The following is a 23,338-nucleotide window of genomic DNA, read 5'->3' on the forward strand; positions in this document are numbered from 1 at the left end:
CATAGCTGACACCAGCAATGTTACTTAGGATCCCTGCAGTTGATGCAAAGTTTCCTTTGTCTCCAGCGATGATTGAAGCGTTTGTGAAAGTCAATGTGCCGCTTTGGTTTTGAAGGATATATTTGGCATCAGTGTTGCTTTCTCCTATCGCTGTGATCGCGATCGTTCCGTTTTTGATGGCGGAATTGCCACTATTGACAATCGCAAAAACACTGCCATCTTTTTCACCACCATTACTTTTCTTGGCTCCGCCATCAATTTTAGTGAAAATGATCTCACCTTGCCCAAGATCAAGGGTTGCAGCGTTGGTCACAAGTCCATAGGCATTTGCTCCATTTGCATTTGCTTCTGCTGCAGCTGCTGAGGAACCTCCTGTGATGCTTTCAAAAGTTAGCTTACCTGCAAAGTTTGCGCCTCCTGAGATCAGTGCGCCCACTGCAGCTTTTGCATCTGTAGCTGCTGCAGGCTCTTCTCTCCCTCGAGTCGCAGCATCACCTGTGATAGTTTTAAAAATCGTCCCAGCTGCGCCAAAGTCATAGCTCACGCCTGAGAGGTTGTTTTGGATCCCGTATTTGAGTCCTCCTGTTTTGTCATCCCCAACCAAAATAGAGACATTGGTAAATGTCAAGGTTTTGCTTGCATTGTTTCTGATTACCTGAAGTTTTGAGCCATCTTCAAAACCTCTGAAAATCAGAGATGCGGATGCACTTCCTGTTACGGAAAAATTGTGTTGACTTTCATTGTCAATAAAAATCCCATAGATCTTTTCAGATTGACCCTCTTTGTTCAATTGCTCCCCATCAAAAGTAAGAGTATGTCCCTGCATTTGAAGAGATGGGTGTGTATTTGCAGTAAGATTAACTGATACCCCTGCCTTTCCTCCTTCTACAACAAGAAGATCTGCATCTTGTGAGAAAGTTGCCTCATTTGAAAGAGTTGCTTCGCTATTTCCATCTATCACTGTGTTTGTAGCGCTAGCGACACTTACCCCCAAAGCTACAGCCAATGATGCAGCGATCAATGGACGAAATCGAATCCCACTCGTCGTATATACCTGATGGTTGCCTGTTGATTGGTGTTTCATCATCTTATCCTTATTGTTTCTATTTGTGTTTATTGCGTTGCATCTTTGTCGTTTCTCTATTCAAATTCAACAAAGTTTAAGAATTTTTAACAAAGATTAGCGAAAGAAGCTTATCACAAATCTTCACAAAAAAGGCATAAAACACCCCCCCCCCCCCGCTCTATTTTATTTTCCTGTTACTTTTTGTATCTCTATTTTGGGGGTTTAGAGCATATTGGCTGAAAGGATGGCTTGGAGATCAAAGCTGATATACACCTCTTGAGATAGAGCAAAATCTTGCGAGGAGCAAAGAACCTTGCGAAGGATTTCATCTCCGATCCTGCACTCAATGATGATTTGATCTTTGTCTTGAGGATGTATCCCCATCCTTTCAATCCTGCCTTGCAAGATGCAAGTATGTGCAAAGCATTTTTGAGCTTGCTCTAAGGAGGGATGGATCTGGATATGCTCTTGGGCGATGAAGATCCCCTCACGCATATCTAGCGTTTGTGTCCCTGAGAGATGCAAGACCTGTCCCCCTCCAAACTCATAGTATTTTTCTCCATTGGCTGTTTTACTCCAATTGTGTGAGAGAAGATTGGCTTGATTTTGCAAAATCAAAGATCCAAAGTGGAGCTTAAAGCGTCTTGTCGCATTGGCATCAAGCCATTTTTTATCATGGCTAATTGTAATTACTGTCGATTCTAGCTCTGCATTGGCCCACTTGATCGCTCTAGAAAAAGCCTCCAATCCTCTAAGATCTAGGCTGTTTGTCGGCTCATCCAAAAGCAAGACCTTGGGCTCTAGCAACAGCCTTTGAGCAAGCCCTACTCTTTGCTTCTCTCCACTGCTGAGCTCCAAATAAGATCGCTCAAGAAACTTCTTAGGCTCCAAGCCGACCAAATCAAGAATCTCTTGAATCTTTTGGAGAGAGATTTTTCTTTGGCGGATTTGGAACATATATTCTAAATTTGCGCGCACACTCCTTGAGAGCAAACATACCTCTGGGAGTAAAATAGCAATACTCCCTATCTCTCCTCCACAATAGAGCACTTCCCCCTTACTTGGGGATTCCAAAAAAGCCAAAAGGCGCAAAAGTGTGCTTTTGCCACTTCCATTTTTCCCGCCGATTCCAATCAATTCTTTGGCATAGATTTGGAGAGAGGGGATGTTTAGAATCATTTTGGATTGATAGAAATGGGAGAGGTGCTTGAGGTCATAGAGCTTCATTTTTGCGCTTCTTTTAGCCAAAATAGCACAAGATTGATACTTAGAGCAATCCCTACAAGCACAATCCCCAAAGCAATCGCTAGGGCAAATTCTCCCTTATTGGTCTCAAGTGAGATGGCTGTGGTGATCGTGCGTGTGTGCCATTTGATATTCCCCCCAATCATCATCGCAATCCCAATCTCACTCACAATGCGCGCATAAGCTGTGATCACGACACTCAAAAGAGCATGTCGCAACTCCCAAAGAGTGGTTTGGATCATTTGCGTTTGGGTGAGGGCAAAAGATTTGAGTGTCAGAGAGAGACGCTTGTCCATATTTTCGACCACAGAGGCAGAAAGGGCGATCACGATGGGCAGAGCAAGCAAGGTTTGTCCTATCACCACTCCTGCATTGCTAAAAAGCAATCCATATCCACCCAATGGACCTCTAGAGCTAATGAGGGCATACACCACCAATCCCACCACAACAGTAGGGAAAGCAAGCAAGGTATTGCAAATCAAGCTCAACACTCTTTTCCCCCAAAAGTCAAAATATCCTAGCCCAAACCCCAAGGGAAGCCCCAAGATCGTCGCGATCAAAATAGAAAGCGATGAGGTCAAAAGGGTATTATAAATCGCATCATATGTTTCTGCATCTCCCCCTGAAAGAAGAGAAAATGCCTCTAAAAACCCACTTGAAATAAAATCCACACCCATCTCCCCATTAGTTTAAAGTAAAATGATTTTTTATGATTTTATCAATAGCAAGGAGAAAAAAATGCTAAAAAAGGTTTTATTTGCCCTTGGAATCTGTTCCACTCTGATCTGGGCTCAAACACTTAAAATGGCAACTACCACAAGCACAGATAATACAGGACTTCTTGATGTGCTTGCTCCACAATTCCAAAACGATACAGGAATCAAACTTGAATGGGTAAGTGTGGGGACAGGAAATGCCCTCAAACTTGGAGAAAATTGCGATGTGAGCGTTTTGCTTGTGCATTCTCCCAAGGTAGAAGAAGAATATGTCAAAAAAGGCTTTGGTGTGGATCGAGAGCCTGTGATGTATAACGACTTTGTGATCATTGGGGATCCCTTTTATCTTGAGACACTCAAAGGCAAGACACTCAAAGAGGTGTTTGAATTTATCCGTGCCAATAAGATTCCCTTCATTTCTAGAGGAGACAAAAGCGGAACGCACAACAAAGAAGTGGCTATTTGGAAGTCCATAGGCTCAGGCGTGCCAAGCAAGCAAGATCAATGGTACAAAGAAAGCGGTCAAGGAATGCTTGCAACAATCCAAATCGCAAGCGAAAACAAAGCTCTCACTTTGACAGATCGCGGGACTTTTATCAAATATATAGCTAATCTCAAAGGTAAAAAAGGGCTTGTGATCGTCTCTGAGGGAGATGATGCACTGAAAAACTTCTACTCTGTGATGGCAGTCAATCCACAACGATGCAAAAACACAGACTACCAAGGAGCAATGCAGTTTATCCGATGGATCACAGGAGAAAAAGGACAAAGTGCCATTAAAAACTTCAAGCTTAATGGACAAGAACTTTTCACGCCCAATGCCCAAAACTCCTCTCATGCCCAATAAAAAGATTCTGATCCTCACAACAGGTGGCACAATCGCTGGGAGTGGGGATGATCACCTCAAGGGATCAAGCTATCAGGCAGGAGCACTCAATGGAGAGACTTTGCTCTCTCTTCTTCCCTCTATACAAGAGACTTTGGAAGTCCAAGAAATTGCTCAAATAGATAGCGTTGAGATCACACCACACATTTGGAAAATGCTCCTTGAGAGTCTCCATAGCAAAGCCTTAGAATATGATGGCTTTGTCATTACTCACGGAACAGACACGATGGAAGAAAGTGCTTTTGCGCTTGATCTTCTTTATAAGAAAGATAAGCCTGTTGTGCTTGTAGGAGCTATGCGACCAAGCAATGCTCTTGGAAGCGATGGGATGAAAAACCTCTGCAATGGAATTGCCCTAGCATCACAATCCCCTTATCGCGGAGTGATGGTGCTTATGAATGACAAGATTTATAATCCCCATACTCTCTACAAAGCCCACACTTACAATCTTGATGCTTTTGCTTCACGCAATGGAGGAGAGATCGGATATGTTTTAGATGGATGCGTGAAGTTTTTTTATCATCCATTACCAAGCATTCCACTCCCTTTTGAACCTCAAGACCTAGAATCTCTGCCTAAAGTGGAGATTGTTTATCTTTATGCGGGGATAGAAGAGCTTCCTCAGTTTTCTCACAAAGTCGATGGCCTAGTTATCGCAGGGTGTGGAGCGGGGAATATACCCTCAAAGATTAAATCTTCTCTCCTCCAACTCCAAGATGATGGAATCAAAATCCTAGCCTGCACACGCGGATCACAAGGCTTTGTCACTCAAAGTGATTTTATCCCTGCATATGGCTTAAGTGTGCCAAAAGCTAGAATCCTCCTTGCTCTATGCCTTAAGCATTCTTTCACCCAAGAAGCGATCCAAGAGATTTTTTCTCATTTTTGATCGCTATTATTGAGCTTGGGGAGCGACCTCCCTTTTTTTCATCACAAACCAAAGCAAGACCAAAACGCCCACAAATAACAAGGGAAAAACATAGGGATACTGTTTGAGTTCTGTGAAAACACGCATCGCAAAATTTGATGCAAAAAATCCTCCTAGGCCCATCAAACTCCCCCAAATAAAAGCAGAAAGACTATTCCAAAACATAAATTTCTTCACACTATAGCCACTCATTCCTACAACTAGAGGGATAATGCTTTTAAATCCATAAATGTATTTATTCACTAAGATCAATGCGATTCCGTATTTTTTCAGCCACACTCTGACAATAGCAATTTTGTGCAGATACTTTTTGTTTCTAAAAAGCTTTTTTTGGTATTTGGCAAGATACACCAAAATCATACTCCCGCAGATATTTCCACAAGAAGCCAAAACAATGCTCAAAAACAGATCAAATTTCCCCAAAGAAGACAAAACACCTGCAGCAACGATTCCCAAAAACGATCCTCCAAATGAAGAGAAAAACAAAAGGATGTATCCATAAAACTCTAGATTTTGAATCATTTCTTCCATTGTTTCTCCCTTTAGAACTTATATCTTGCTTCGATAAAGTAGCTTCTTCCTTCTCCGACCAAGAAGGCATACCCTGTCATTTCATCGCTTTTGTCTTTGTTGTAGAAGCTATAGTAAAAAGTATCAGCGACATTTCTCACACCAAAGGTGAGCGAAAACCCCTTGTATGTGAAATCCATTCCGATATCAGTGAGATTATAAGCAGGGATATAGTTTTGAGCTGTATCTCTTTGGCTCCCCATAAATGAGCTTGTAATCCAAAGGTTCCATCCTTTATAGAATCGATAATTAGCCCCTAGAGTTGCCTTATAATTGCTTACATAAGGGATCAAGGATCCATTCTCAATCCCTGCAACCCCACTTTCTAGCACCCTTGCATCCACATAAGAAAAACTTTGGCTAAGTCCGATCATCCCCTCTAAGAAACTTTGCTCACTTGCTAGCTCAACTCCCGCTCTTTGTGTCAGTTTATAGTTTCCAACCTTAAATCCTCCTGGAGTATGAGCAGTGCCAAGAGTATAGATCTCATCGTGTGTAAGCGTGTAAAATCCAGTGAGTAAAAACATCGCATACTCTCCAGCAAACAGCTTGCTTCCTAACTCAAAAGTATCATAGATCTCTGATTTGACATTGGTATCAACATAATTGTTTTTGCTTCCAGAACCATTGCGATAAGTCAGATTATCGGGATTGGGAGAGCGAAAACCTCTTTCATATTTGGCATAAACATCGCCAATATCAAAGGTGTAGCGCGGTGTAAGCTCAAGAGCATAATTATGTGTCATCTCTGAAATATCTTTATAAAGGGAATATTTCTTTTTGACTGGTCCCCAATACATATCAATATTCATGTCATTTTTGAATGTGCGATAGCCCCCATACCATGCAAACTCATATCTTGCCCCACCTGTCAAAGAAAAAGAGGGAGTAAAATCATACTTTTCAAGCACATAAACTGAGTTTGTCCATTTTTTTGCATTAACATAAGCATTCATTAAATGTTTATAGTCTAATTGAATCGTGAAAAGAAAAGCAGGAATCTTCCCTGCCCAAGATAACCCAAGATCAAGATTTCTCTCCCCTTGATTATAAATACTGTCAAAGCCTACGATTAATAATCCATTTTGATGATTCCAGTCATATCGTGTTTGAAATCCTATTTTGCGATCGATAAATTGGCTTCCATCTTGACGAATTTTTGTATTTTTCAAAAACCATCCGCCGTAGGTATAGTCCATCACTTGAAGATTTTCTTTGTATTTCAAATCATAGTTGTGAAAAAAAGTCTTAAACATCAATTTGTGCGAATCATTGATTTTGTAATCATATTGAAGGGCTGTATTGATTCGATCTTGTAAGGAGATAATCTTGCCATTGCCCGCCTTAGTGCGATCACTGATACTTGGAGTCTCTACTTCGCTAAATCGAATCATGGGAGAAGTTGTATTCTCCCCTCGAAAATATCCCAAATCTAGGCTCAAAGAATGATTAGAGTTGATATCCCAAGTCACATTCCCATTCACCCCACCCAAATGTGCGATATCTCCATCACGATATCCTTGGGAGTAAAGATAATTCCCTCCGATACTCAAATAAAGACCCTCTCCGATCTTCCCTCCGATTTTGGCATCTGCTTTTGCTCCAGAACCATTTGAGTAGCTATATCCTGCTCCTGCATTGATTGTAAGTTTGTCATATCGCTTTTTGGTGATAATATTAACAACCCCTCCACGCGTTCCATTCCCATACATCACAGCCCCTCCCCCAGGCAAAATCTCAATGCTTTCAATCTCGCTCACCCCCACACTATTGAGTGGTGTCACTCCATGAGAGGAGTCAAGCATATTTAGTCCCACACCATTTAAAAGAATTTGCGTATTGACATTACTCGAAGTTCCTTGTCCTCGCAAATCTACATTTTGTCCCAGACCAAAATTACTAAAGGTTATAAAAGGAAGAGAGCCCAACACTTGCTCTGTAGAGCTATAACCCTTCTCCTCAATCATTTGAGAATCAACTGAATAAATATTGCGATTGAGCTCATCAAGTCGATATTTCGTCGAAGTGATCTGAATCTTTTCAAGTTCTTTTTGCTCAACACCAAAAGAAAACACGCTCAAAAGAGCAACAATTGAGTATTTTTTCATCTTTCCTCCAAATAAAGTGGGTTTGATTTTGCGAATACTATCAAAAATAATAATGATTATCATAATGATGTTATAATTTCAAAAATTTTAAAAGGAGTGAAGAATGATTCAAAGAATTATTTCTCATATGAACGACCATCACAAGCAAGATCTACTTGGGTTGGTAAAAAAATTTGGAAATATCCAAAAATGCGAGGAAATCTCTCTAGTAGGAGTTGATCTTAAAGGTCTTGATATCTCTTGTGATGGGAAAATCATCAGAGTTGAATTTCCAAAGGAAGTCAGCGAATCTGAGCTGAAAAATGCCATTATTGATCTTTGCACTTCTGTGCCAAAAACAATGCAATATGAAGAAATCAAACAAGAAATGCTAGAGTTTAGAGATGGTTTTGGCTCTGTTGTGATTGCAAGCGTTGATGCACAAAATCACGCCATCGCCTCTTATGCTCCTCTTCTTAAGTTCGAAAATCGCTTTTTTATCTATATCAGTGAAGTTGCAGAGCATTATGCTTCCATCAAAGCCAATCCAGAATCAATTGAGGTTTTGTTCTTAGAAGATGAAAAAGAGGCTAAATCTGTGATCTTGCGCAAAAGATTGCGCTACAAAGCTAAGGCTGTTTTTAGAGAAAAAGATGCCCTTTTTGATCAAATTTTTGATCATTTTGAAGCCAACAATGCAAGTGCGGGTGGCTTAAAAACAATTAGAAAAATGGGAGATTTCCACCTCGTAGAGCTTCTCTTCCAAGAGGGAAGATTTGTCAAGGGATTTGGTGCAGCTTATGATATTGATGCTCACGGAGAAATCAAGTTTGCCGCAGAAGGAAGTGGAAACCCTCATCAACTCCCTCACAAATAAGGCTATACTCTCTTTATGAGAGAAGCCTTCAGCCTTTTAGAATTTATTTTCACTCTTTTCATCTTAGGTCTTATCTTGGGTCTAGGTGGAAAGTTTTATACACAAAAGCCCTTGATTTTGGCAGGGCAATCCCTGCTTGCAGATCTTCAGCACACACAAAGCCTTGCTTTGCAAGATTCGCGGTTCTTCCCCAATCTCTTATCCACAACACTCACACATTCCCTCTCCCCCTCTCTTGATCCTCACAAGCTTATCTCACCCTCACTGCGATCTTTGTGGCAGATCCAATTTCATACAAGTGGAATCTACACGCAAAATAGCTATAGCATCTATATCGACACGCCTAGATATTCTGCAACCACTCATTGGGATGGAAGACCTATGAGTGGGGATTTCATCGCCCTTGAGCCCACAAGCAATCAATGTCTAAGCGGATACAACAATACAAATATCTCAGATTATTGCAAAAACAACGCCTCACCTGATGTGCGCCTCAAAGAACAATTTGGCGTTGAAAAAATCACGCTTGAGGGAGATTCTTTTTGTAAGGAAAAAGATGGGGGAAGAATTTATTTTGATGATTTTGGCGTGCCCTATTGTGGAAGAAATCCCCAACCTATCAGCAAACCCTATAAAATCACGCTTTATAAGGGCAAAGAATCTCTTAAAATCTGCGTTGCTCCCCTCACTGGAAGAAGCACTTTTTGTCATTAATCCCAAAATCATAATAAACTTGCAAAAAACCTTGGAGGTCTAATGCAAAACATTGGCATACTTTGTGATAGCAATCCACTCACCCGTCCGCGTCCAGCACGCCTGATTCAGATGCTCAAAGATTCCTATGCTTTATTTGTCTTTGGGGTGAATTGTCCTGTGATTGAAGGCGTGCAGAGCTTCCCCTTCCCTCCGCTCAAAAGCTCCAAAGATCGCACCCCCAAAGAGCAAGAAGAGCTAGAATCTGCACTGAAAAACAAAGAATTTCACTCTCTCATTTTCACACCCAATCGCCTGATTTTGCAACGCCAACTACTCTCGACTCCAAACCTTAATCTTTTGATCATCGAAGATCTTGTGTTGCTCCCCATTGCACTTTCTTATAAAGAGAAAAATCCCAAAGTGAAAATTATGATTGATTTGCGAGAGTTCTATCCTCTTGAGTATGAAAATGATCCCTTATGGCTTGAGACCTTTGGGGAGTTTTTTGGCTTTTTGTGTCAGACTTATTTGCACGAGGTGGATTTGGCACTCACAGTGAGCGAAGGGCTCAAAGAGCGCTACAAACAAGCCTATGGGCTAGATTGTGAGCTTTTCCTTTCGCTCCCGCCATATTTTCATCTCACTCCCTCACAAAATACACGCATTGAATTAATCTATCATGGATTTATTAGCGCTGATAGAGAGAGTGAGAATCTTTTAGAAATCGGTGCTTCTCTTGCTCCACATCTTCATCTCAATATCATCGCCCTAAGCAATCACCCTGCTTTTTTTAATACCTTCAAACAAAAGGCTCTCTCTATCCCCTCCATTTCTTTACTTCCCCCTGTCAAGCTAGAAGAGATCATTCCCTTCACCCATACTTTTGATCTAGGACTTTTGACACTCAAACCCAATGGATTTAACAACACTCACGCTCTTCCCAATAAGTTTTTTGAATACATTCAAGCTCGTCTTGGTGTAATCTCTACACCCCTCCCTTCTATCAAGCCCTTGATCGAATCCCATCAACTTGGAATGTGCTCTTGTGATTTTGAAACCCAAAGCCTAATCCAAATCCTCAACTCTTTAGATCCAAGTCAAGTTAAGCGTTTCAAGGACAATGCTCACCAAGCCAGCCAAGTCCTCAATCTCTCAAGCAATCAAGCTAAAATTCTTGCTCTTATTTCTGCACTCATAGGAGAATAAATGATTTGGCTAGATATCACTGATCCAAAATATGTCCTCTTTTTTAGAGGCTTGATTCCCATGCTTGAGACACTTGATTTGGTGCTAGTTACCACAAGAGCAAATCAAGGCTATAGCGAGTGTCAAAGATTGCTTGAAATGTTTGGAATCAAGGCTTATAAAATTGGAGGCTATGGAGGGGGCACCAAGCTAGGAAAATATCAAGCAAGATTACAAAGAGAAAATGGGTTTTTAAACCTTTTTGAAACACTTGGAGCAATCCCTAGATTGTTTATTTCAGGAGCAAGCGTGGAGGGTATGCAATGTGCCTTTGGACTTGGAATCCCCATCATCAACTTTGCTGATACCCCTATTGCAGGACATACTTTCTCCCTTGATCGCATCACAATTCTCTCACGCCTCACGCTTCCTCTCTCAAGTCTTGTGTTTTATCCATTTGTCGTGCCAAAGATCTGCTATACCTCTATGGGAGTTGATGAAAAAAACTGCATCCCTTATCATTTCATCGATGTTGCCCTGTGGCTCAAAGACCTCAAGCCCTCCCAAGACTTTAGAGCAAAATATGCGATGAATCTCTCTCTTCCCACTATTTTATTTCGCGAAGAAGAGTATAAAGCCCACTATGTCAAAGAAAAGCTACCCGTGATTTATGAAAGCATCACTTTGCTCTCACAAAATCTTGATGCCAATCTTGTCATTATGCCCAGATACGGTAGCGAAGAACTCAAAGAGCAATTTGGAACTTTGCAAAATGTCTATATCCTTGAAGACAAATTAGAACCTAGTGAGTTCTATCCTTATATTGATCTACTCATTGGAGGGGGAGGGACGATGAATTTGGAGAGTTGCTATCTTGGAATCCCCACAATCTCCACAAGATCGCTTTTTTTGTTTCATGATATTTTTCTGCTTGAAAACAAACTCATGGATCATGCTCAAAGCGCTCAAGAAGTGCTTGAACTAGCAAAACAAAAACTACGCCATTTTGATCCAAATCAACCACGAAATCTCTCTTTCCAATCCCACCTCTTTGAACAAGAGCCGGCTGGATTTGAAAAGATTTATCGCACAATTGAGGACTTTTTGTCTTCCCGATAACTTGCTTTTGCTACAATTGCGACTTTCAACCAAAGCACTTTTGATCAAAACACAACTTATCGACATAAAGGACGAAAATGAAAAAAGTTGCTGTGGTTATGGGAAGCAAAAGCGATCTTGAAGTTGTCGAAAAATGCATCCATATCCTCAAAGAATTTCAAATTGATTTTGAAATACACATTCTCTCAGCTCACCGCACTCCAGAAGAAGTCAAAACCCTTGCAACTCACGCGATTGAAAACAATTTTGGTGTCATTATTGCTGCAGCAGGAAAATCTGCTCATTTAGCAGGCGTCATTGCTTCTCTTACAACTCTTCCAGTGATTGCAATCCCTATCAAAACAAGTGATCTTGGAGGGATGGATTCTTTGCTTTCTAGTGTGCAAATGCCTAGTGGAATCCCTGTGGCCTGTGTAGCGATCAATGGAGCAGAAAATGCCGGCTTGCTTGCAATTGAAATGCTTGCAATCCATAATGAAGTCCTTTCTGAAAAACTCAAGCAAAAACGCAAAGACAATGCCCAAAAGATCCTCAATGACAATAAGGAGATCAACCTCAAATATAAGGAGCAATAATGACACCAACCAAACAAGCCCCTCTTTATGAAGGCAAAGCAAAAAAAGTTTATGCCACTAAAGATTCTCAATCTTATATCGTCTCTTACAAAGATGACGCCACAGCATTTAATGGACTCAAAAAAGACACAATCAAGAAAAAAGGTGAGCTCAACAATCGCATCACAAATCTTTTGATGCAAATGCTTCACAAACACGCCATTCCCACACATTTTATCCAAGAGCTTAGTCCCACAGATTCGCTTGTCAAAAAGCTCACGATGTTCCCTCTTGAAGTGATTGTGCGCAATTTTGCTGCAGGCTCAATCACTAAACGCCTAGGAATCAAGGAGGGTGAAAAATTTGAAAGACCTATTTTAGAGTTTTGCTACAAAAATGATGCATTGGGCGATCCAATGATCAACACAGACCATATCTTGGCATTGAAATTAGCTCAAGCAGAAGAAATCGATGCGATTTCTTCATATGCATTGCAAATCAATACGCTTTTATCTGATTACTTTGCCTCAATGGGGATCTTGCTTGTAGATTTCAAACTTGAATTTGGAAAAGATGAAGAAGGGAAAATCATCCTAGGCGATGAAATCTCGCCTGATACTTGCCGTTTCTGGGACGCACAAACAAAACAAAAGCTAGATAAAGATCGCTTTAGAGAGGATTTGGGCGATGTGTCTGAAGCCTATGAAATCGTGCTACAAAAAATCCTTGCCAAAGAATCAAAATAATGCGTAAAATCAAAGAAGAATGCGGAATCTTTGGAATCTTCTCCAAAGATGACCTTGAAATCGCTCCGCTTGCTTATTATGGACTTTCAGCACTACAACACAGGGGACAAGAAAGCTGTGGGATTGCCATCTCAAAAGATAGAAATCTCAAAGCATACAAAGATGTAGGGCTAGTGCATGAAGTTTTCACTCCTCAAATTCTTAGCGATCTAGGAAAAGGGAATCTATGCATTGGGCATGTGAGATATTGCACAACAGGAGGGAATAATCGCCAAAACGCCCAACCCATCCTTGTCAATCATATCAAGGGCTCTTTGGCTGTTGCACATAATGGCAACCTTGTCAATTCTTTTGAGCTCAGAGAAGAGCTTGAGCTCCAAGGCTCAATCTTTCACACCACAAGCGACACAGAGGTGATCGCTCACACAATCATCAAACAACGCTTGCAGTCCCAATCCATTGAAGAAGCTGTTGAAAAAACCATCCCTTTACTCAAGGGTGCTTTTTCGCTCCTTTTGATGAGTCCAAGCAAGATTATCGCTCTTAGAGATCCTTTTGGATTTCGCCCACTTTGTTATGGAGAAATGCAGGATGGGAGCTATGTAATTGCATCTGAAAGCACGGCTTTAGATGCTATTGGAGCGCGCTTTATCAGAGATCTTGAGGCAGGAGAGATCCTTGTCTTTAGCCAAGAAGGAATCCAAAGCATCAAAACATATTGCAACCAAGTTCCCAAGAGGATCTGCAGTTTTGAATATATTTATTTTGCGCGCGCTGATTCTATGATTGATGGGAAAAGCGTGCATCAAGCAAGGATTAGGGCTGGGGAATTCCTTGCAAAATCCCACCCTGTTGAGGCTGATTTGGTGATTGGTGTCCCTGATAGCGGGATTGATGCAGCCATTGGCTATGCAAGAGAATCAAAAATCCCTTATGATATTGGCTTTGTCAAAAATCGCTATATAGCACGCACATTTATTTCTCCCACACAAGAAGAAAGGGTAGAAAAGCTCCGCCTCAAACTCAACCCAATCCTGCCCAATATCCAAGGAAAGCGCATTGTGCTCATTGATGATTCTATTGTTCGAGGCAATACAACGCTTAGACTTGTCAAACTCCTCAAAGAAGCAGGCGTGAAGGAAATTCATATGCGAGTTTCTGCCCCTCCTTTTATGCATCCTTGTTTTTATGGGACAGATATTGATTCTCAAGAGAATCTCATCGCTTGTAAATATTCTATCCCTCAAATCCAAGAACTTCTAGGGCTTGATAGTCTAGGATATTTGAGTATGGAAGGGCTAGCTTATATGCTAAAAGGCGATCAAGGCTTTTGCCATGCATGTTTTAGCGGAGAATATCCCACACCAACTCCCTCTCACACACAAAAAAATAAATTTGAATAAGGACGACTATGAGCAATCCATACAAAGATGCAGGTGTTGATGTTGAGGCGGGCTATCAGTCTGTCTCTCTGATTAAAGAGCATATTGCCAAAACTCAAATTCACAATTCTCTCAATCAAATTGGAGATTTTGGAGGCCTTTTCCCTCTCCAACTTGATGGAATCAAAGAGCCCATTTTAGTCAGTGGCACTGATGGAGTGGGGACAAAACTCAAATTTGCCTTTATGCTTGATCAGCACTCAAGCATTGGGATTGATTGTGTAGCAATGTGTGTCAATGATATTTTGTGCTGTGGTGCTAAGCCTTTGTTTTTCTTAGACTACATTGCACTGGATAAAAACTATCCCAACAAAGTTTCTGAAATCGTGCAAGGAATCGCTCAAGGGTGCATTCAAGCACAATGTCAGCTTTTGGGCGGAGAAACTGCAGAAATGCCAGGCTTTTATGCCAAAGATGAATATGATGTAGCGGGGTTTTGTGTGGGAATCGTTGATAAAAGCAAGATGCCCAATAAACAAACCATCCAAAAAGGCGATCGTTTGATTGGAATCGCCTCAAGTGGCGTGCATTCTAATGGATTTTCTTTGGTTAGAAAGATCTTACAAGATCGTCAGATTGACCCTTTAAACTATGCTTTTGAAGAGCATACTCTAGCCAAAACCCTGCTTACTCCAACCAAAATTTATGTCCAATCTATGCTTCAAGTTCTCAAAGAGATTCCTATCAAATCAATTGCCCATATTACAGGAGGAGGATTTTTTGAGAATATTCCAAGAAGCCTTCCTCAAGGGCTTGGAGCAAAGATCCAAACAAATGCTTTCCCAATTTTGCCTATTTTTGAGTTCTTGGCCCAACAAGGAGGATTAGAGATTCAAGCGATGTTTGGAATTTTTAATATGGGAATTGGGATGACTCTTGTTGTCCGCCAAGAAGATGTGAAGCAAACACTTGAGATTCTTCATTCTTGTGGAGAGAAGGCCTATGAGATTGGAGAGATTATAGAGGAGGAAGGAATCCATCTATGCTAAACATTGCTGTCTTTGCCTCAGGCAATGGAAGCAATCTTGAAGTGCTTCTCAATACGCCCTTCAAAAATGGGAAAATTGCACTTGTCGTCTCCAATAATCCCAAAGCCTATGCACTTGAGCGGGCCAAAAATCATCAAATCCCCTCTATTGCTATCCCAAGATGTGATTATCCCTCTCAGCAAGCCTTTGAAGAATGCATTCTCAAACACCTCAAAGAACACCACATCGATTGCATCGTGCTAGCTGGATTTATGCTTATTCTTAGCCCCTTTTTTATTCAACACTTTCCCAATAAAATCATCAATGTTCATCCTTCTTTGATTCCTGCATTTTGTGGAGAGGGTTTTTATGGAATCAAGGTGCATGAAGCAGTCTTGCAATATGGTGTCAAAGTCAGCGGAGCAAGCGTGCATTTTGTCAATGAGATCGTTGATGGAGGGCAAATCATTGCCCAAAAAGCAGTCTCAATCTCCAAGCAAGAAACACCCCAAAGCTTACAAAAAAAGATTTCTGCACTCGAACACAAACTCCTACCCAAAGGAGTTCAAATCCTCATCAACCAAACCATTCAAGCAAAAAGGAAATAAATGGAAAAAAAAATCAATGAAGTTTTAAGTTCTCATCGCTATTTTGGACGAGGGATCCTCATAGGACAAAGTCCTGATTCTCAATCCATCTTTTTGGCTTACTTTTTAATGGGAAGAAGTCCAAATAGTCAAAATCGCATCTTCTACACTCAAGGAAATGATGTAAAAATTGACTTTTTTGATCCAAAATGTGTCCAAGATCCTTCGCTGATTTTTTATCCACCTATCGTGCATCATCACAATCAAATCATCATCACCAATGGAGATCAAACCTCTACGATTTTAGAATCTCTCCAACAAAACAAGACCTTTCAAGATGCATTAAGACAAAGAGAGTTTGAACCTGATGCTCCTCATTTCACTCCACGCATCAGTGCACTTATCACGCTCTCTCCTACTCCCACCTATCAAATGAGTATCCTCAAAGCTTTTCACAATTCTTGCAATCGGTTTTTTTATGAATATGAAAGCATCGCTGGAATTGGCCATTTGATCCATACTTATGCTTATGACTCTCATCCCCTTCCTTCTTTTTTGGGAGAACCTAAGGCCCTTCAGATTCCCTCAACTCTAGAAGAATTTGCCACATTGATTTGGAATCATCTTGATGCAGAATACAAAATCTCTCTTTGCGTCCAATCTATCCATCTTCACACACAACAAGTCCAAACTCTCATCTTCAACACAAAGGAAAAATAATGCAAGAAATCAAACTCAAATATGGGTGCAATCCCAATCAAACACACGCCAGAATCTTTAGCCAAACAGAGCTTCCTATCAAAGTCCTCAATGGCTCGCCTAGCTATATCAATTTTTTGGATGCACTCAATGCATGGCAACTTGTCAAAGAACTCAAAGAGGCGACAAAACTCCCTTGTGCTACTTCGTTTAAACATCTCAGCCCCACCTCATCAGCCCTTGCCAATCCACTTCCTGATTCGCTCATCAAAGCACTTTTTCTTCAAGAATGCAAAGACCTCAACTCATCTCCAATTGCCACAGCTTATGCAAGAGCAAGAGGGGCAGATCGTATGTCATCATTTGGAGATTTTATCGCCTTAAGTGATCCTTGCGATGAGATCACTGCATATCTAATCGCTCAAGAGGTCTCAGATGGAATCATTGCTCCCTCTTTTAGCCCTCAAGCACTTGAGATACTCAAACAAAAGCGTCAAGGAACTTATAATATCTTCCAAATTGATGAGCACTACACTCCCCATTCTCTTGAAAGAAGAGAAGTCTTTGGAATCACTTTTGAGCAACAACGCAATGAAATACAAATCAATGAATCTCTTCTTGCAGATATTGTCACCCAAAACAAAACTCTCCCCCCTCAAGCCAAAACAGATCTCATTCTTGCGCTCATCACTCTAAAATACACACAATCTAATTCCATTTGTTTTGCTTATGATTCTCAAGCTATTGGAGTAGGAGCGGGACAACAATCACGCATCCACTGCACAAAGATTGCTGGAGATAAAGCTGATTTTTGGAATCTCAGACAACACCCCAAAGTGCTTGCACTCCCCTTTATTGATTCTCTCAAACGCCCAACAAAGGACAATCTAGTCTATCAATACATCCACAATGAGCTTCCCTCACAATGGGATCAGTTTTTTACTATGCGACCTGAACCCTTTTTGAAAGAAGAACAAGAGCAATATCTCCAATCCATTCAAGGGGTGAGCCTAGGAAGCGATGCATTTTTCCCTTTTGCAGACAATATCTTAAGAGCTGTTAGAAGCGGGGTGTCTTATATCGCTCAAAGTGGAGGATCTAAGCAAGATCAAGCAGTGATTGAAGCTTGCAATGAGCACAATCTAACAATGATCTTTACTCATACGCGATTATTTCACCATTAAGGAGGTTTTTGTGAAAGTTGCAATTATTGGAAGCGGTGGAAGGGAGCATATGATTTTGAAAAAAATCAAGCACAATCCCAAAATCACACAACTCTTTGTTATCCCAGGAAATGCAGGAATGCAACAAGAAGCCACATGTGTCCCTCTTGATATTACGCGCAATGAAGAGGTGCTAGGGTTTGCATTAGAACAAAAGCTTGATTTTGTGATCGTTTCTCCTGATAATCCCTTGGTTGGGGGGATGGTAGATGTTTTGGAAGAAGCAGGAATTGCTTGCTTTGGTCCTAGACAAAATGGCGCAATCTTAGAGGGAAGCAAAATCTTTGCAAAAGATTTTATGAAAAGACACGCTATCCCAACAGCGCAATACTGGACTTTTTCTTCTACTCAAGAGGCGATAGAGTTTTTACATCAAGCATCTTTTCCTATCGTTATCAAGGCCGATGGACTTGCTTTTGGCAAAGGTGTTATCATCGCTCAAACTTTGCAAGAAGGGGTCAAATGCCTCAAAGAAATGATGGAAGAGGAGATTTTTGGAGAAAGTGGAAAGCAAGTTGTGATTGAAGAGTTTTTAGAAGGAAAAGAAGCTTCTATTCTTGCTTTTTGTGATGGGAAAAATATCGCGCCTATGATTTCTTCAATGGATTATAAAAAAGCTCTTGATGGGGATCAAGGGCTCAACACTGGCGGAATGGGATGCATTGCCCCCAACCCATACTACACAAAAGAAATCGCTCAAAAATGTATGGAAACAATCTTCCTCCCCACTCTCAAAGGATTGCAAAGTGAGAATCGAGATTTTAGAGGGTGTCTCTATTTTGGTCTCATGCTAACAAAAGAAGGGCCCAAAGTCATTGAATACAATTGTCGCTTTGGCGATCCTGAAACACAAACAATCCTGCCTCTTTTAAAGAGTGATTTATTTGAGATTATGCTCAAGGTTTCCAAAAGAGAACTTAGGACAGAAGATGTGATTTTTGAAGAAAAAGCTTCCTGCTGTGTTGTTTTGGCCTCTAGTGGATACCCCAAAGATTTTGAAGTAGGCCATCCCATCACCTATCCTTCTTCATTTGAAATTTGCTTTGCAGGGGTGAAAGAAAAAGATCATCATCTCATCAACTCTGGAGGGCGTGTTTTAAGCGTCACTTCAATAGCCTCTACACTCCAAGAAGCAAGACAAGAAAGCTATCAAAAAATTTCTCAAATTGATTTTAAGAATCGTTATTACCGCACAGATATTGGAAAAGATATAGAGGAGCAACAATGATTCATCAGCTTTATGTGCAAAAAAGAGAAGGGTTTGACTTTGAAGCCAAACACCTACAAGAAGAGCTCAAGGAGCTTTTTTCCCTCTCTTGTCTTGAAAAAATCTCAATTATCAACCAATATAGCCTTACACATATTTCTTCTCAAGACTTAGAACATGCCAAAGAAGTGATTTTTGCCGAACCCCAAGTTGATGAAATCTTGGACGCACTTGATTTAGATGATTGTGATGCATACTTTGCAATCAAAATCCTCAAAGGACAATTTGATCCAAGGAGCGATTCTGCAAAACAATGCCTGCAAATGCTTTTGGGCAATGAGAGCGTTGAGGTTGAGCATACAAAAATTTACAAACTCTATGGAGCTATCAGCCCTCAAGAAAGAGAAAAAATCCTCTCCTATCTTCTCAACCCGCTTGAAACACAAGAAGTCAAACTAGATTCCAAACCCATTCCTCAAGCACAAATCTCTCCTGAACTCACTCCTCCAATCATTGAGGATTTTTTAGAATTTGAAGATTTTGAATCCTTGATTTGTAAATATCGCCTAAGCCTTGATGTGCAAGATTTGAAGCTCATTCAAAGCTTTTTGAAACAGACACAAAAACCTCTTAATCTTTTAGAGCTCAAAATCATTGACACTTATTGGTCTGATCATTGCAGACATACGACATTTTTCACACAATTTCAAGAGGTAAGTTTTGAAGATCCCTTGGCTGAACAGATCTATCAAGATTATCTTCAAATGCGTGATGAATTGCAACGCACAAAACCCATCACACTGATGGATCTTTCAACAATTATGAGCACATATCTCAAGCCCAAACTTTCCTCGCTTGTACAAGGCGAAGAAAACAATGCCTGCACGCTCTCTATCCAAGTCAAAACACCCCAAGGCTCTAAGCCTTATTATTTGTTTTTCAAAAATGAAACACACAATCACCCCACAGAGATTGAGCCTTTTGGAGGAGCTTCCACCTGCATTGGCGGAGCCATCAGAGATCCCCTCTCAGCAAGAGGCTATGTCTATGCAGGTATGCGAATCTCAGGAAGTGCAAACCCTCTTGAACCTATTAGCCAAACACGAGAAGGGAAACTTCCTCAAAGAAAAATCGCCCTATCTTCTTCGGAAGGATATAGCTCTTATGGCAATCAAATCGGTGTTGCTACAGGAATGGTAGAAGAGTTCTATCATGAGGGCTATAAGGCCAAGCACCTAGAGCTTGGGGCAGTTTTGGGAGCTGCACCACAAGAGCATATCATCAGCCAAACCCCCCAAAAAGGGGATATGATTATGCTTATTGGGGGAGAAACTGGACGCGATGGATGTGGAGGAGCAACAGGCTCTTCTCAAGCTCATCACGCCAACTCACTTAGCCTATGTGGCGCAGAAGTGCAAAAGGGCAATGCCCCTCAAGAGCGAAAAATCCAACGCTTCTTCCGCAACAAAAATGTAACACGACTCATCAAGCGATGCAATGATTTTGGTGCTGGAGGCGTAAGCATCGCTGTTCCTGAACTTGCTGAGGGTGTAGAGATTTTTTTAGACAAGATTCCTTGCAAATACGAAGGGCTCAGTATTTTTGACCTTGCTTTAAGCGAATCTCAAGAAAGAATGGCTGTTGTGATTGCCCCAGAACATTTGGAGCTATTCCAAACACTTGCAGAAGAAGAAAATCTCCAAAGCACCCCTATCGCGCTTGTTACAGATGATGGATATGTCACGATGAAATATCAAAACAAAATCGTTGCCTCAATCTCTAGAGAACTTCTCCAAAGCAATGGGGCTACAAAATATGCCAAAGCTCATATCTCCAAACCCAAGCCAATTTCATCTATCAATCACACTTTTGTCCAAGGTTTCCAAAACCTAGCTCAAGATCTCAATGTTTGCTCCAAACAAGGATTGGTTGAAAAATTTGATTCCACAATCGGAAGCAATACGATCTTTATGCCCCTAGGAGGAAAATACCAAATCACACCCATTCAAGCAATGGCTCATAAAATCCCCTTTGAAGATACGACGACCTGCTCTATCGCCTCCTATGGTTTCAATCCTTATCTTTGCGAACAAGATCCTTGCAGGGGAGGCTATCTTGCGGTCATTGAATCTGTGTGTAAGCTGATTGCTTGTGGAGCAAAATTTGAAGAGATTTATTTAAGCTTCCAAGAATATTTTGAAAGCCTCAGACAAGATGCCCTCAAATGGGGGAAGCCTCTTGCTACTTTATTGGGAGCGTTTTTGGCACAAAAGCGTCTTGGGATTTGTGCGATTGGAGGAAAAGATTCGATGAGTGGGAGCTTTGAAGAGCTCAATGTCCCCCCTACTTTTGTCTCTTTTGCTTTTAGTGCGACAGACAGCTCGCTTCTTATCTCTCCAGAATTCAAATCTCCCCATCATTTTGTCTATTGGATCAAGCCTGAGCTAGATTCCTTTGGCCTGCCTGACAATCTAAAAAAGCACTTCCAAAACATTTCAAGCTTGATTGAACAAAAGATCATTCTCTCAGCCTATACGCCAACCTTTGGAGGAGTGGCAGAAGCGATTATGAAAATGTGTTTTGGCAACAAGATCGGCTTTGCATTTGAAGATTCTGTTTGCATGGAAGAAATCTTTTCTCTCTCTTATGGTTCTTTTGTCATAGAAAGCACGCAAGAGCTTGATTTTGGGGTTAAATTAGGAGAAACTTCCTCACACCCTCACATAACCTACAAAGACTCCTCTCTCTCTTTAAAAGAGCTCTTAGAGCTTTATCAAAAGCCCCTAAGATCTCTTTATAAAACAGATGCTCCATCTTTGCAAATCCCACTTGCACCTATTGAAAAAACAAACACATCTTATACTGCATCCTATCTCAAGCATCTCAAGCCTCGCGTGATCCTCCCAGTGTTTTTTGGCACAAATTGCGAATACGACACGCAAAGAGCTTTTGAAGAAGCAGGGGCGGAAGTCCAAACCCTCATCATTGCAAATCGCACAAATGAACAAATCCAAGAATCAATTCACAAGATGCAAAAAGCCCTTAGAGATTCTCAAATCCTTTTCTTATCGGGAGGATTCTCTGGTGGAGATGAGCCTGATGGCTCAGCCAAAATGATCAAGTCCTTTTTCTACAATCAAACTCTAAGAGAAGAGATAGAGCGATTCTTATCCCAGCAAGATGGGCTTATTGGAGGGATTTGCAATGGTTTTCAAGCCCTCATTAAACTAGGACTTGTTCCTTTTGGGAAGATCATCCCCTCTCGCCCCTCTCATCCTACGCTTTTGCATAATGCAATCTTGAGACATCAATCCAAAATTGTCCAAATCAAAGTATGCTCCAATGCCTCTCCATGGCTTTCCCAAACTCAAATAGGGGAGATTTTCTCTGTCCCCATTTCGCACGGAGAAGGACGCTTTTATGCCTCTAAAGAAATGATTGATACTTTGATTCAAAAAGGACAGATTGCGACACAATATGTAGATTTGGAGGGCAATCCAAGTGCCTGCATTGATTACAATCCCAATGGCTCAATCTATGCTATTGAGGGAATCATTTCAGAAGATGGAAGAGTTTTTGGGAAAATGGGACATACAGAACGCACTGGGAAAAATCTCTATAAAAATATTCAAGGAAATTTTGAGATGAAAATTTTCAAAGGAGCGGTTGAGTATTTTAAATAATCCTCACTGCTTAGAGATCTAAGCGATTAGATCAAGACAAGATTCCATCATTTCATCTTGTCTTGATTGCTATGCTCAAATATGATTTTTCATTTGTTGTAAATTTGATTGGAGGAAGTCTCCAATCTCCCCCTCATTTATCCTTTGATCAAGCTTTTGATATATTGATCAGCCAAATAAAGTCCATTTCCACTATCGCTCACCATTTTGAGCTTATCAACAATGCCTCTAAAAAGCGCTTCTTCTTCGTGTTGCTCACTCACATACCATTGCAAGAAATTAAAAGTTGGATAATCCTTACAAGAAAGCGTGAAATCAACAAGCTCATTGATTGATTGAGTGATTTCTACCTCATGAGCATATGTTTTCTCAAACACATCAATCAAGGAAGAAAACTCGCTCATTGGCTTTTGAATCAACTCTAGCTCTACTTTTGAATCTGTTTCATTGAGATAGGTGATCAATTTCTTAGCATGTGCGCTCTCCTCATCTGCATGTGCAAACAAAAATGCCCCAGCCCCATCAAATCCTTGAGCATAGCACCAAGAACTCATACTCAAATAAAGATTTGCAGAATACATTTCTTTATTGATTTGTCCATTTAATTTTTCAATTACTTCTTTTGATAACACTTTTGACTCCTTATTGTTTGAGATTGAATTCTCATTATATTTAAAAAATGAGAAAAAAATCATTGACTTTTAAAAAGTTTTTATTGCTAGAATCCAAACTTCAAGTGACGGGAGCCTATAAATAGGCTGAGAGTAAGCTGTGAGCTTAGACCGAACCGGATCTGGGTAATGCCAGCGTCGGGAACGCTAGAATCTATACTCCCCTCGCTTGTCATTTTTTAA

General features: G+C 40.8%; 21 protein-coding genes and 1 riboswitch. Of the genes, 15 read left to right on the forward strand and 6 right to left on the reverse strand.

Features of this window, described 5'->3' with window-relative positions:
* The 3 genes from LW137_RS03315 to LW137_RS03325 all read right to left on the reverse strand — a co-directional run.
* The coding region (locus LW137_RS03315) for a hypothetical protein (protein ID WP_233033171.1) at positions 1-1,084 on the reverse strand (1,084 nt) is incomplete at its 3' end.
* A 204-nt stretch (positions 1,085-1,288) separates the two neighbouring features.
* On the reverse strand, positions 1,289-2,293 hold the full coding sequence (locus tag LW137_RS03320; RefSeq protein WP_233033172.1) for an ATP-binding cassette domain-containing protein: 1,005 nt from the start codon (positions 2,291-2,293) through the stop codon (positions 1,289-1,291).
* A complete protein-coding gene (locus LW137_RS03325) occupies positions 2,290-2,982 on the reverse strand; it encodes an ABC transporter permease (RefSeq protein ID WP_233033175.1) in 693 nt (230 codons plus the stop codon). Before LW137_RS03325 ends, LW137_RS03320 begins: the two co-directional genes overlap by 4 nt.
* A gap of 67 nt (positions 2,983-3,049) precedes the next feature.
* Here LW137_RS03325 and tupA point away from each other — a divergent pair, with 67 nt between their 5' ends.
* Positions 3,050-3,874 carry a tungstate ABC transporter substrate-binding protein TupA gene (gene tupA, locus LW137_RS03330; protein ID WP_233033177.1) on the forward strand — a complete coding sequence of 275 codons (825 nt, stop codon included), beginning with the start codon at positions 3,050-3,052 and terminating at the stop codon, positions 3,872-3,874.
* Positions 3,822-4,802: an asparaginase gene (locus LW137_RS03335; RefSeq protein ID WP_233033179.1), complete on the forward strand. Its 981-nt coding sequence runs from the start codon at positions 3,822-3,824 to the stop codon at positions 4,800-4,802. Before tupA ends, LW137_RS03335 begins: the two co-directional genes overlap by 53 nt.
* A gap of 6 nt (positions 4,803-4,808) precedes the next feature.
* On the opposite strand, the gene LW137_RS03340 is transcribed toward LW137_RS03335, so the two are convergent.
* Both LW137_RS03340 and LW137_RS03345 read right to left on the reverse strand, forming a co-directional pair.
* The gene (locus LW137_RS03340; RefSeq protein ID WP_233033181.1) at positions 4,809-5,372 is read right to left on the reverse strand and encodes a DedA family protein; all 564 of its coding nucleotides are present in this window, start codon (positions 5,370-5,372) and stop codon (positions 4,809-4,811) included.
* 11 nt (positions 5,373-5,383) lie between these two features.
* Complete coding sequence (locus LW137_RS03345; RefSeq protein ID WP_233033183.1) at positions 5,384-7,519, reverse strand: TonB-dependent receptor; 2,136 nt, start codon at positions 7,517-7,519, stop codon at positions 5,384-5,386.
* 103 nt (positions 7,520-7,622) lie between these two features.
* Here LW137_RS03345 and LW137_RS03350 point away from each other — a divergent pair, with 103 nt between their 5' ends.
* The 13 genes from LW137_RS03350 to LW137_RS03410 all read left to right on the forward strand — a co-directional run bounded on the left by LW137_RS03350 (position 7,623) and on the right by LW137_RS03410 (position 22,484).
* Positions 7,623-8,375, forward strand: a complete 753-nt coding sequence (locus LW137_RS03350) for a HugZ family heme oxygenase (protein ID WP_233033185.1) — start codon at positions 7,623-7,625, stop codon at positions 8,373-8,375.
* A 15-nt stretch (positions 8,376-8,390) separates the two neighbouring features.
* Complete coding sequence (locus LW137_RS03355; protein ID WP_233033186.1) at positions 8,391-9,089, forward strand: hypothetical protein; 699 nt, start codon at positions 8,391-8,393, stop codon at positions 9,087-9,089.
* 42 nt (positions 9,090-9,131) lie between these two features.
* Complete coding sequence (locus tag LW137_RS03360; protein ID WP_233033188.1) at positions 9,132-10,277, forward strand: glycosyltransferase family protein; 1,146 nt, start codon at positions 9,132-9,134, stop codon at positions 10,275-10,277.
* On the forward strand, positions 10,278-11,375 hold the full coding sequence (locus LW137_RS03365; protein ID WP_233033190.1) for a DUF354 domain-containing protein: 1,098 nt from the start codon (positions 10,278-10,280) through the stop codon (positions 11,373-11,375). It begins immediately after the preceding gene.
* Between the two features lie 77 nt (positions 11,376-11,452).
* Entirely contained in the window at positions 11,453-11,950 is a 498-nt protein-coding gene (gene purE / locus LW137_RS03370; RefSeq protein WP_233033192.1) for a 5-(carboxyamino)imidazole ribonucleotide mutase, read from the forward strand.
* On the forward strand, positions 11,950-12,675 hold the full coding sequence (gene purC / locus LW137_RS03375) for a phosphoribosylaminoimidazolesuccinocarboxamide synthase (RefSeq protein WP_233033194.1): 726 nt from the start codon (positions 11,950-11,952) through the stop codon (positions 12,673-12,675). Before purE ends, purC begins: the two co-directional genes overlap by 1 nt.
* A complete protein-coding gene (gene purF, locus LW137_RS03380; protein ID WP_233033196.1) occupies positions 12,675-14,078 on the forward strand; it encodes an amidophosphoribosyltransferase in 1,404 nt (467 codons plus the stop codon). The genes purC and purF overlap by 1 nt, the downstream gene beginning before the upstream one ends.
* 8 nt (positions 14,079-14,086) lie before the next feature.
* The gene (gene purM / locus LW137_RS03385; protein WP_233033206.1) at positions 14,087-15,106 is read left to right on the forward strand and encodes a phosphoribosylformylglycinamidine cyclo-ligase; all 1,020 of its coding nucleotides are present in this window, start codon (positions 14,087-14,089) and stop codon (positions 15,104-15,106) included.
* Entirely contained in the window at positions 15,100-15,693 is a 594-nt protein-coding gene (gene purN, locus LW137_RS03390) for a phosphoribosylglycinamide formyltransferase (RefSeq protein WP_233033209.1), read from the forward strand. Before purM ends, purN begins: the two co-directional genes overlap by 7 nt.
* On the forward strand, positions 15,694-16,392 hold the full coding sequence (locus tag LW137_RS03395) for an IMP cyclohydrolase (protein WP_233033211.1): 699 nt from the start codon (positions 15,694-15,696) through the stop codon (positions 16,390-16,392).
* On the forward strand, positions 16,392-17,555 hold the full coding sequence (locus tag LW137_RS03400) for a phosphoribosylaminoimidazolecarboxamide formyltransferase (protein WP_233033213.1): 1,164 nt from the start codon (positions 16,392-16,394) through the stop codon (positions 17,553-17,555). The genes LW137_RS03395 and LW137_RS03400 overlap by 1 nt, the downstream gene beginning before the upstream one ends.
* Before the next feature lie 10 nt (positions 17,556-17,565).
* Positions 17,566-18,822 (forward strand): phosphoribosylamine--glycine ligase, encoded by a 1,257-nt coding sequence (gene purD, locus LW137_RS03405; protein ID WP_233033215.1) that lies wholly within the window; start codon positions 17,566-17,568, stop codon positions 18,820-18,822.
* A complete protein-coding gene (locus LW137_RS03410; protein ID WP_233033217.1) occupies positions 18,819-22,484 on the forward strand; it encodes a phosphoribosylformylglycinamidine synthase in 3,666 nt (1,221 codons plus the stop codon). The genes purD and LW137_RS03410 overlap by 4 nt, the downstream gene beginning before the upstream one ends.
* Before the next feature lie 137 nt (positions 22,485-22,621).
* Here LW137_RS03410 and ftnA read toward each other — a convergent pair whose 3' ends face one another.
* Complete coding sequence (gene ftnA, locus LW137_RS03415; protein WP_233033218.1) at positions 22,622-23,116, reverse strand: non-heme ferritin; 495 nt, start codon at positions 23,114-23,116, stop codon at positions 22,622-22,624.
* Positions 23,117-23,213: 97 nt separating this feature from the next.
* Positions 23,214-23,317: riboswitch (TPP riboswitch) on the forward strand.
* Positions 23,318-23,338 lie beyond the last annotated feature (21 nt).

The sequence above is a fragment of the Helicobacter kayseriensis genome (assembly GCF_021300655.1).
GTDB classification, from domain to species: Bacteria; Campylobacterota; Campylobacteria; order Campylobacterales; family Helicobacteraceae; genus Helicobacter_G; species Helicobacter_G kayseriensis.

What these genes read in the sequence shown, in the direction of transcription:
- LW137_RS03320 (WP_233033172.1), bottom strand. Translation starts at nt 2,293, where the DNA reads ATGAAGCTCTATGACCTCAAGCACCTCTCCCATTTCTATCAATCCAAA.
- tupA (WP_233033177.1), top strand. Translation starts at nt 3,050, where the DNA reads ATGCTAAAAAAGGTTTTATTTGCCCTTGGAATCTGTTCCACTCTGATC.
- LW137_RS03335 (WP_233033179.1), top strand. Translation starts at nt 3,822, where the DNA reads ATGGACAAGAACTTTTCACGCCCAATGCCCAAAACTCCTCTCATGCCC.
- LW137_RS03340 (WP_233033181.1), bottom strand. Translation starts at nt 5,372, where the DNA reads ATGGAAGAAATGATTCAAAATCTAGAGTTTTATGGATACATCCTTTTG.
- LW137_RS03345 (WP_233033183.1), bottom strand. Translation starts at nt 7,519, where the DNA reads ATGAAAAAATACTCAATTGTTGCTCTTTTGAGCGTGTTTTCTTTTGGT.
- LW137_RS03350 (WP_233033185.1), top strand. Translation starts at nt 7,623, where the DNA reads ATGATTCAAAGAATTATTTCTCATATGAACGACCATCACAAGCAAGAT.
- LW137_RS03355 (WP_233033186.1), top strand. Translation starts at nt 8,391, where the DNA reads ATGAGAGAAGCCTTCAGCCTTTTAGAATTTATTTTCACTCTTTTCATC.
- LW137_RS03360 (WP_233033188.1), top strand. Translation starts at nt 9,132, where the DNA reads ATGCAAAACATTGGCATACTTTGTGATAGCAATCCACTCACCCGTCCG.
- LW137_RS03365 (WP_233033190.1), top strand. Translation starts at nt 10,278, where the DNA reads ATGATTTGGCTAGATATCACTGATCCAAAATATGTCCTCTTTTTTAGA.
- purE (WP_233033192.1), top strand. Translation starts at nt 11,453, where the DNA reads ATGAAAAAAGTTGCTGTGGTTATGGGAAGCAAAAGCGATCTTGAAGTT.
- purC (WP_233033194.1), top strand. Translation starts at nt 11,950, where the DNA reads ATGACACCAACCAAACAAGCCCCTCTTTATGAAGGCAAAGCAAAAAAA.
- purF (WP_233033196.1), top strand. Translation starts at nt 12,675, where the DNA reads ATGCGTAAAATCAAAGAAGAATGCGGAATCTTTGGAATCTTCTCCAAA.
- purM (WP_233033206.1), top strand. Translation starts at nt 14,087, where the DNA reads ATGAGCAATCCATACAAAGATGCAGGTGTTGATGTTGAGGCGGGCTAT.
- purN (WP_233033209.1), top strand. Translation starts at nt 15,100, where the DNA reads ATGCTAAACATTGCTGTCTTTGCCTCAGGCAATGGAAGCAATCTTGAA.
- LW137_RS03395 (WP_233033211.1), top strand. Translation starts at nt 15,694, where the DNA reads ATGGAAAAAAAAATCAATGAAGTTTTAAGTTCTCATCGCTATTTTGGA.
- LW137_RS03400 (WP_233033213.1), top strand. Translation starts at nt 16,392, where the DNA reads ATGCAAGAAATCAAACTCAAATATGGGTGCAATCCCAATCAAACACAC.
- LW137_RS03410 (WP_233033217.1), top strand. Translation starts at nt 18,819, where the DNA reads ATGATTCATCAGCTTTATGTGCAAAAAAGAGAAGGGTTTGACTTTGAA.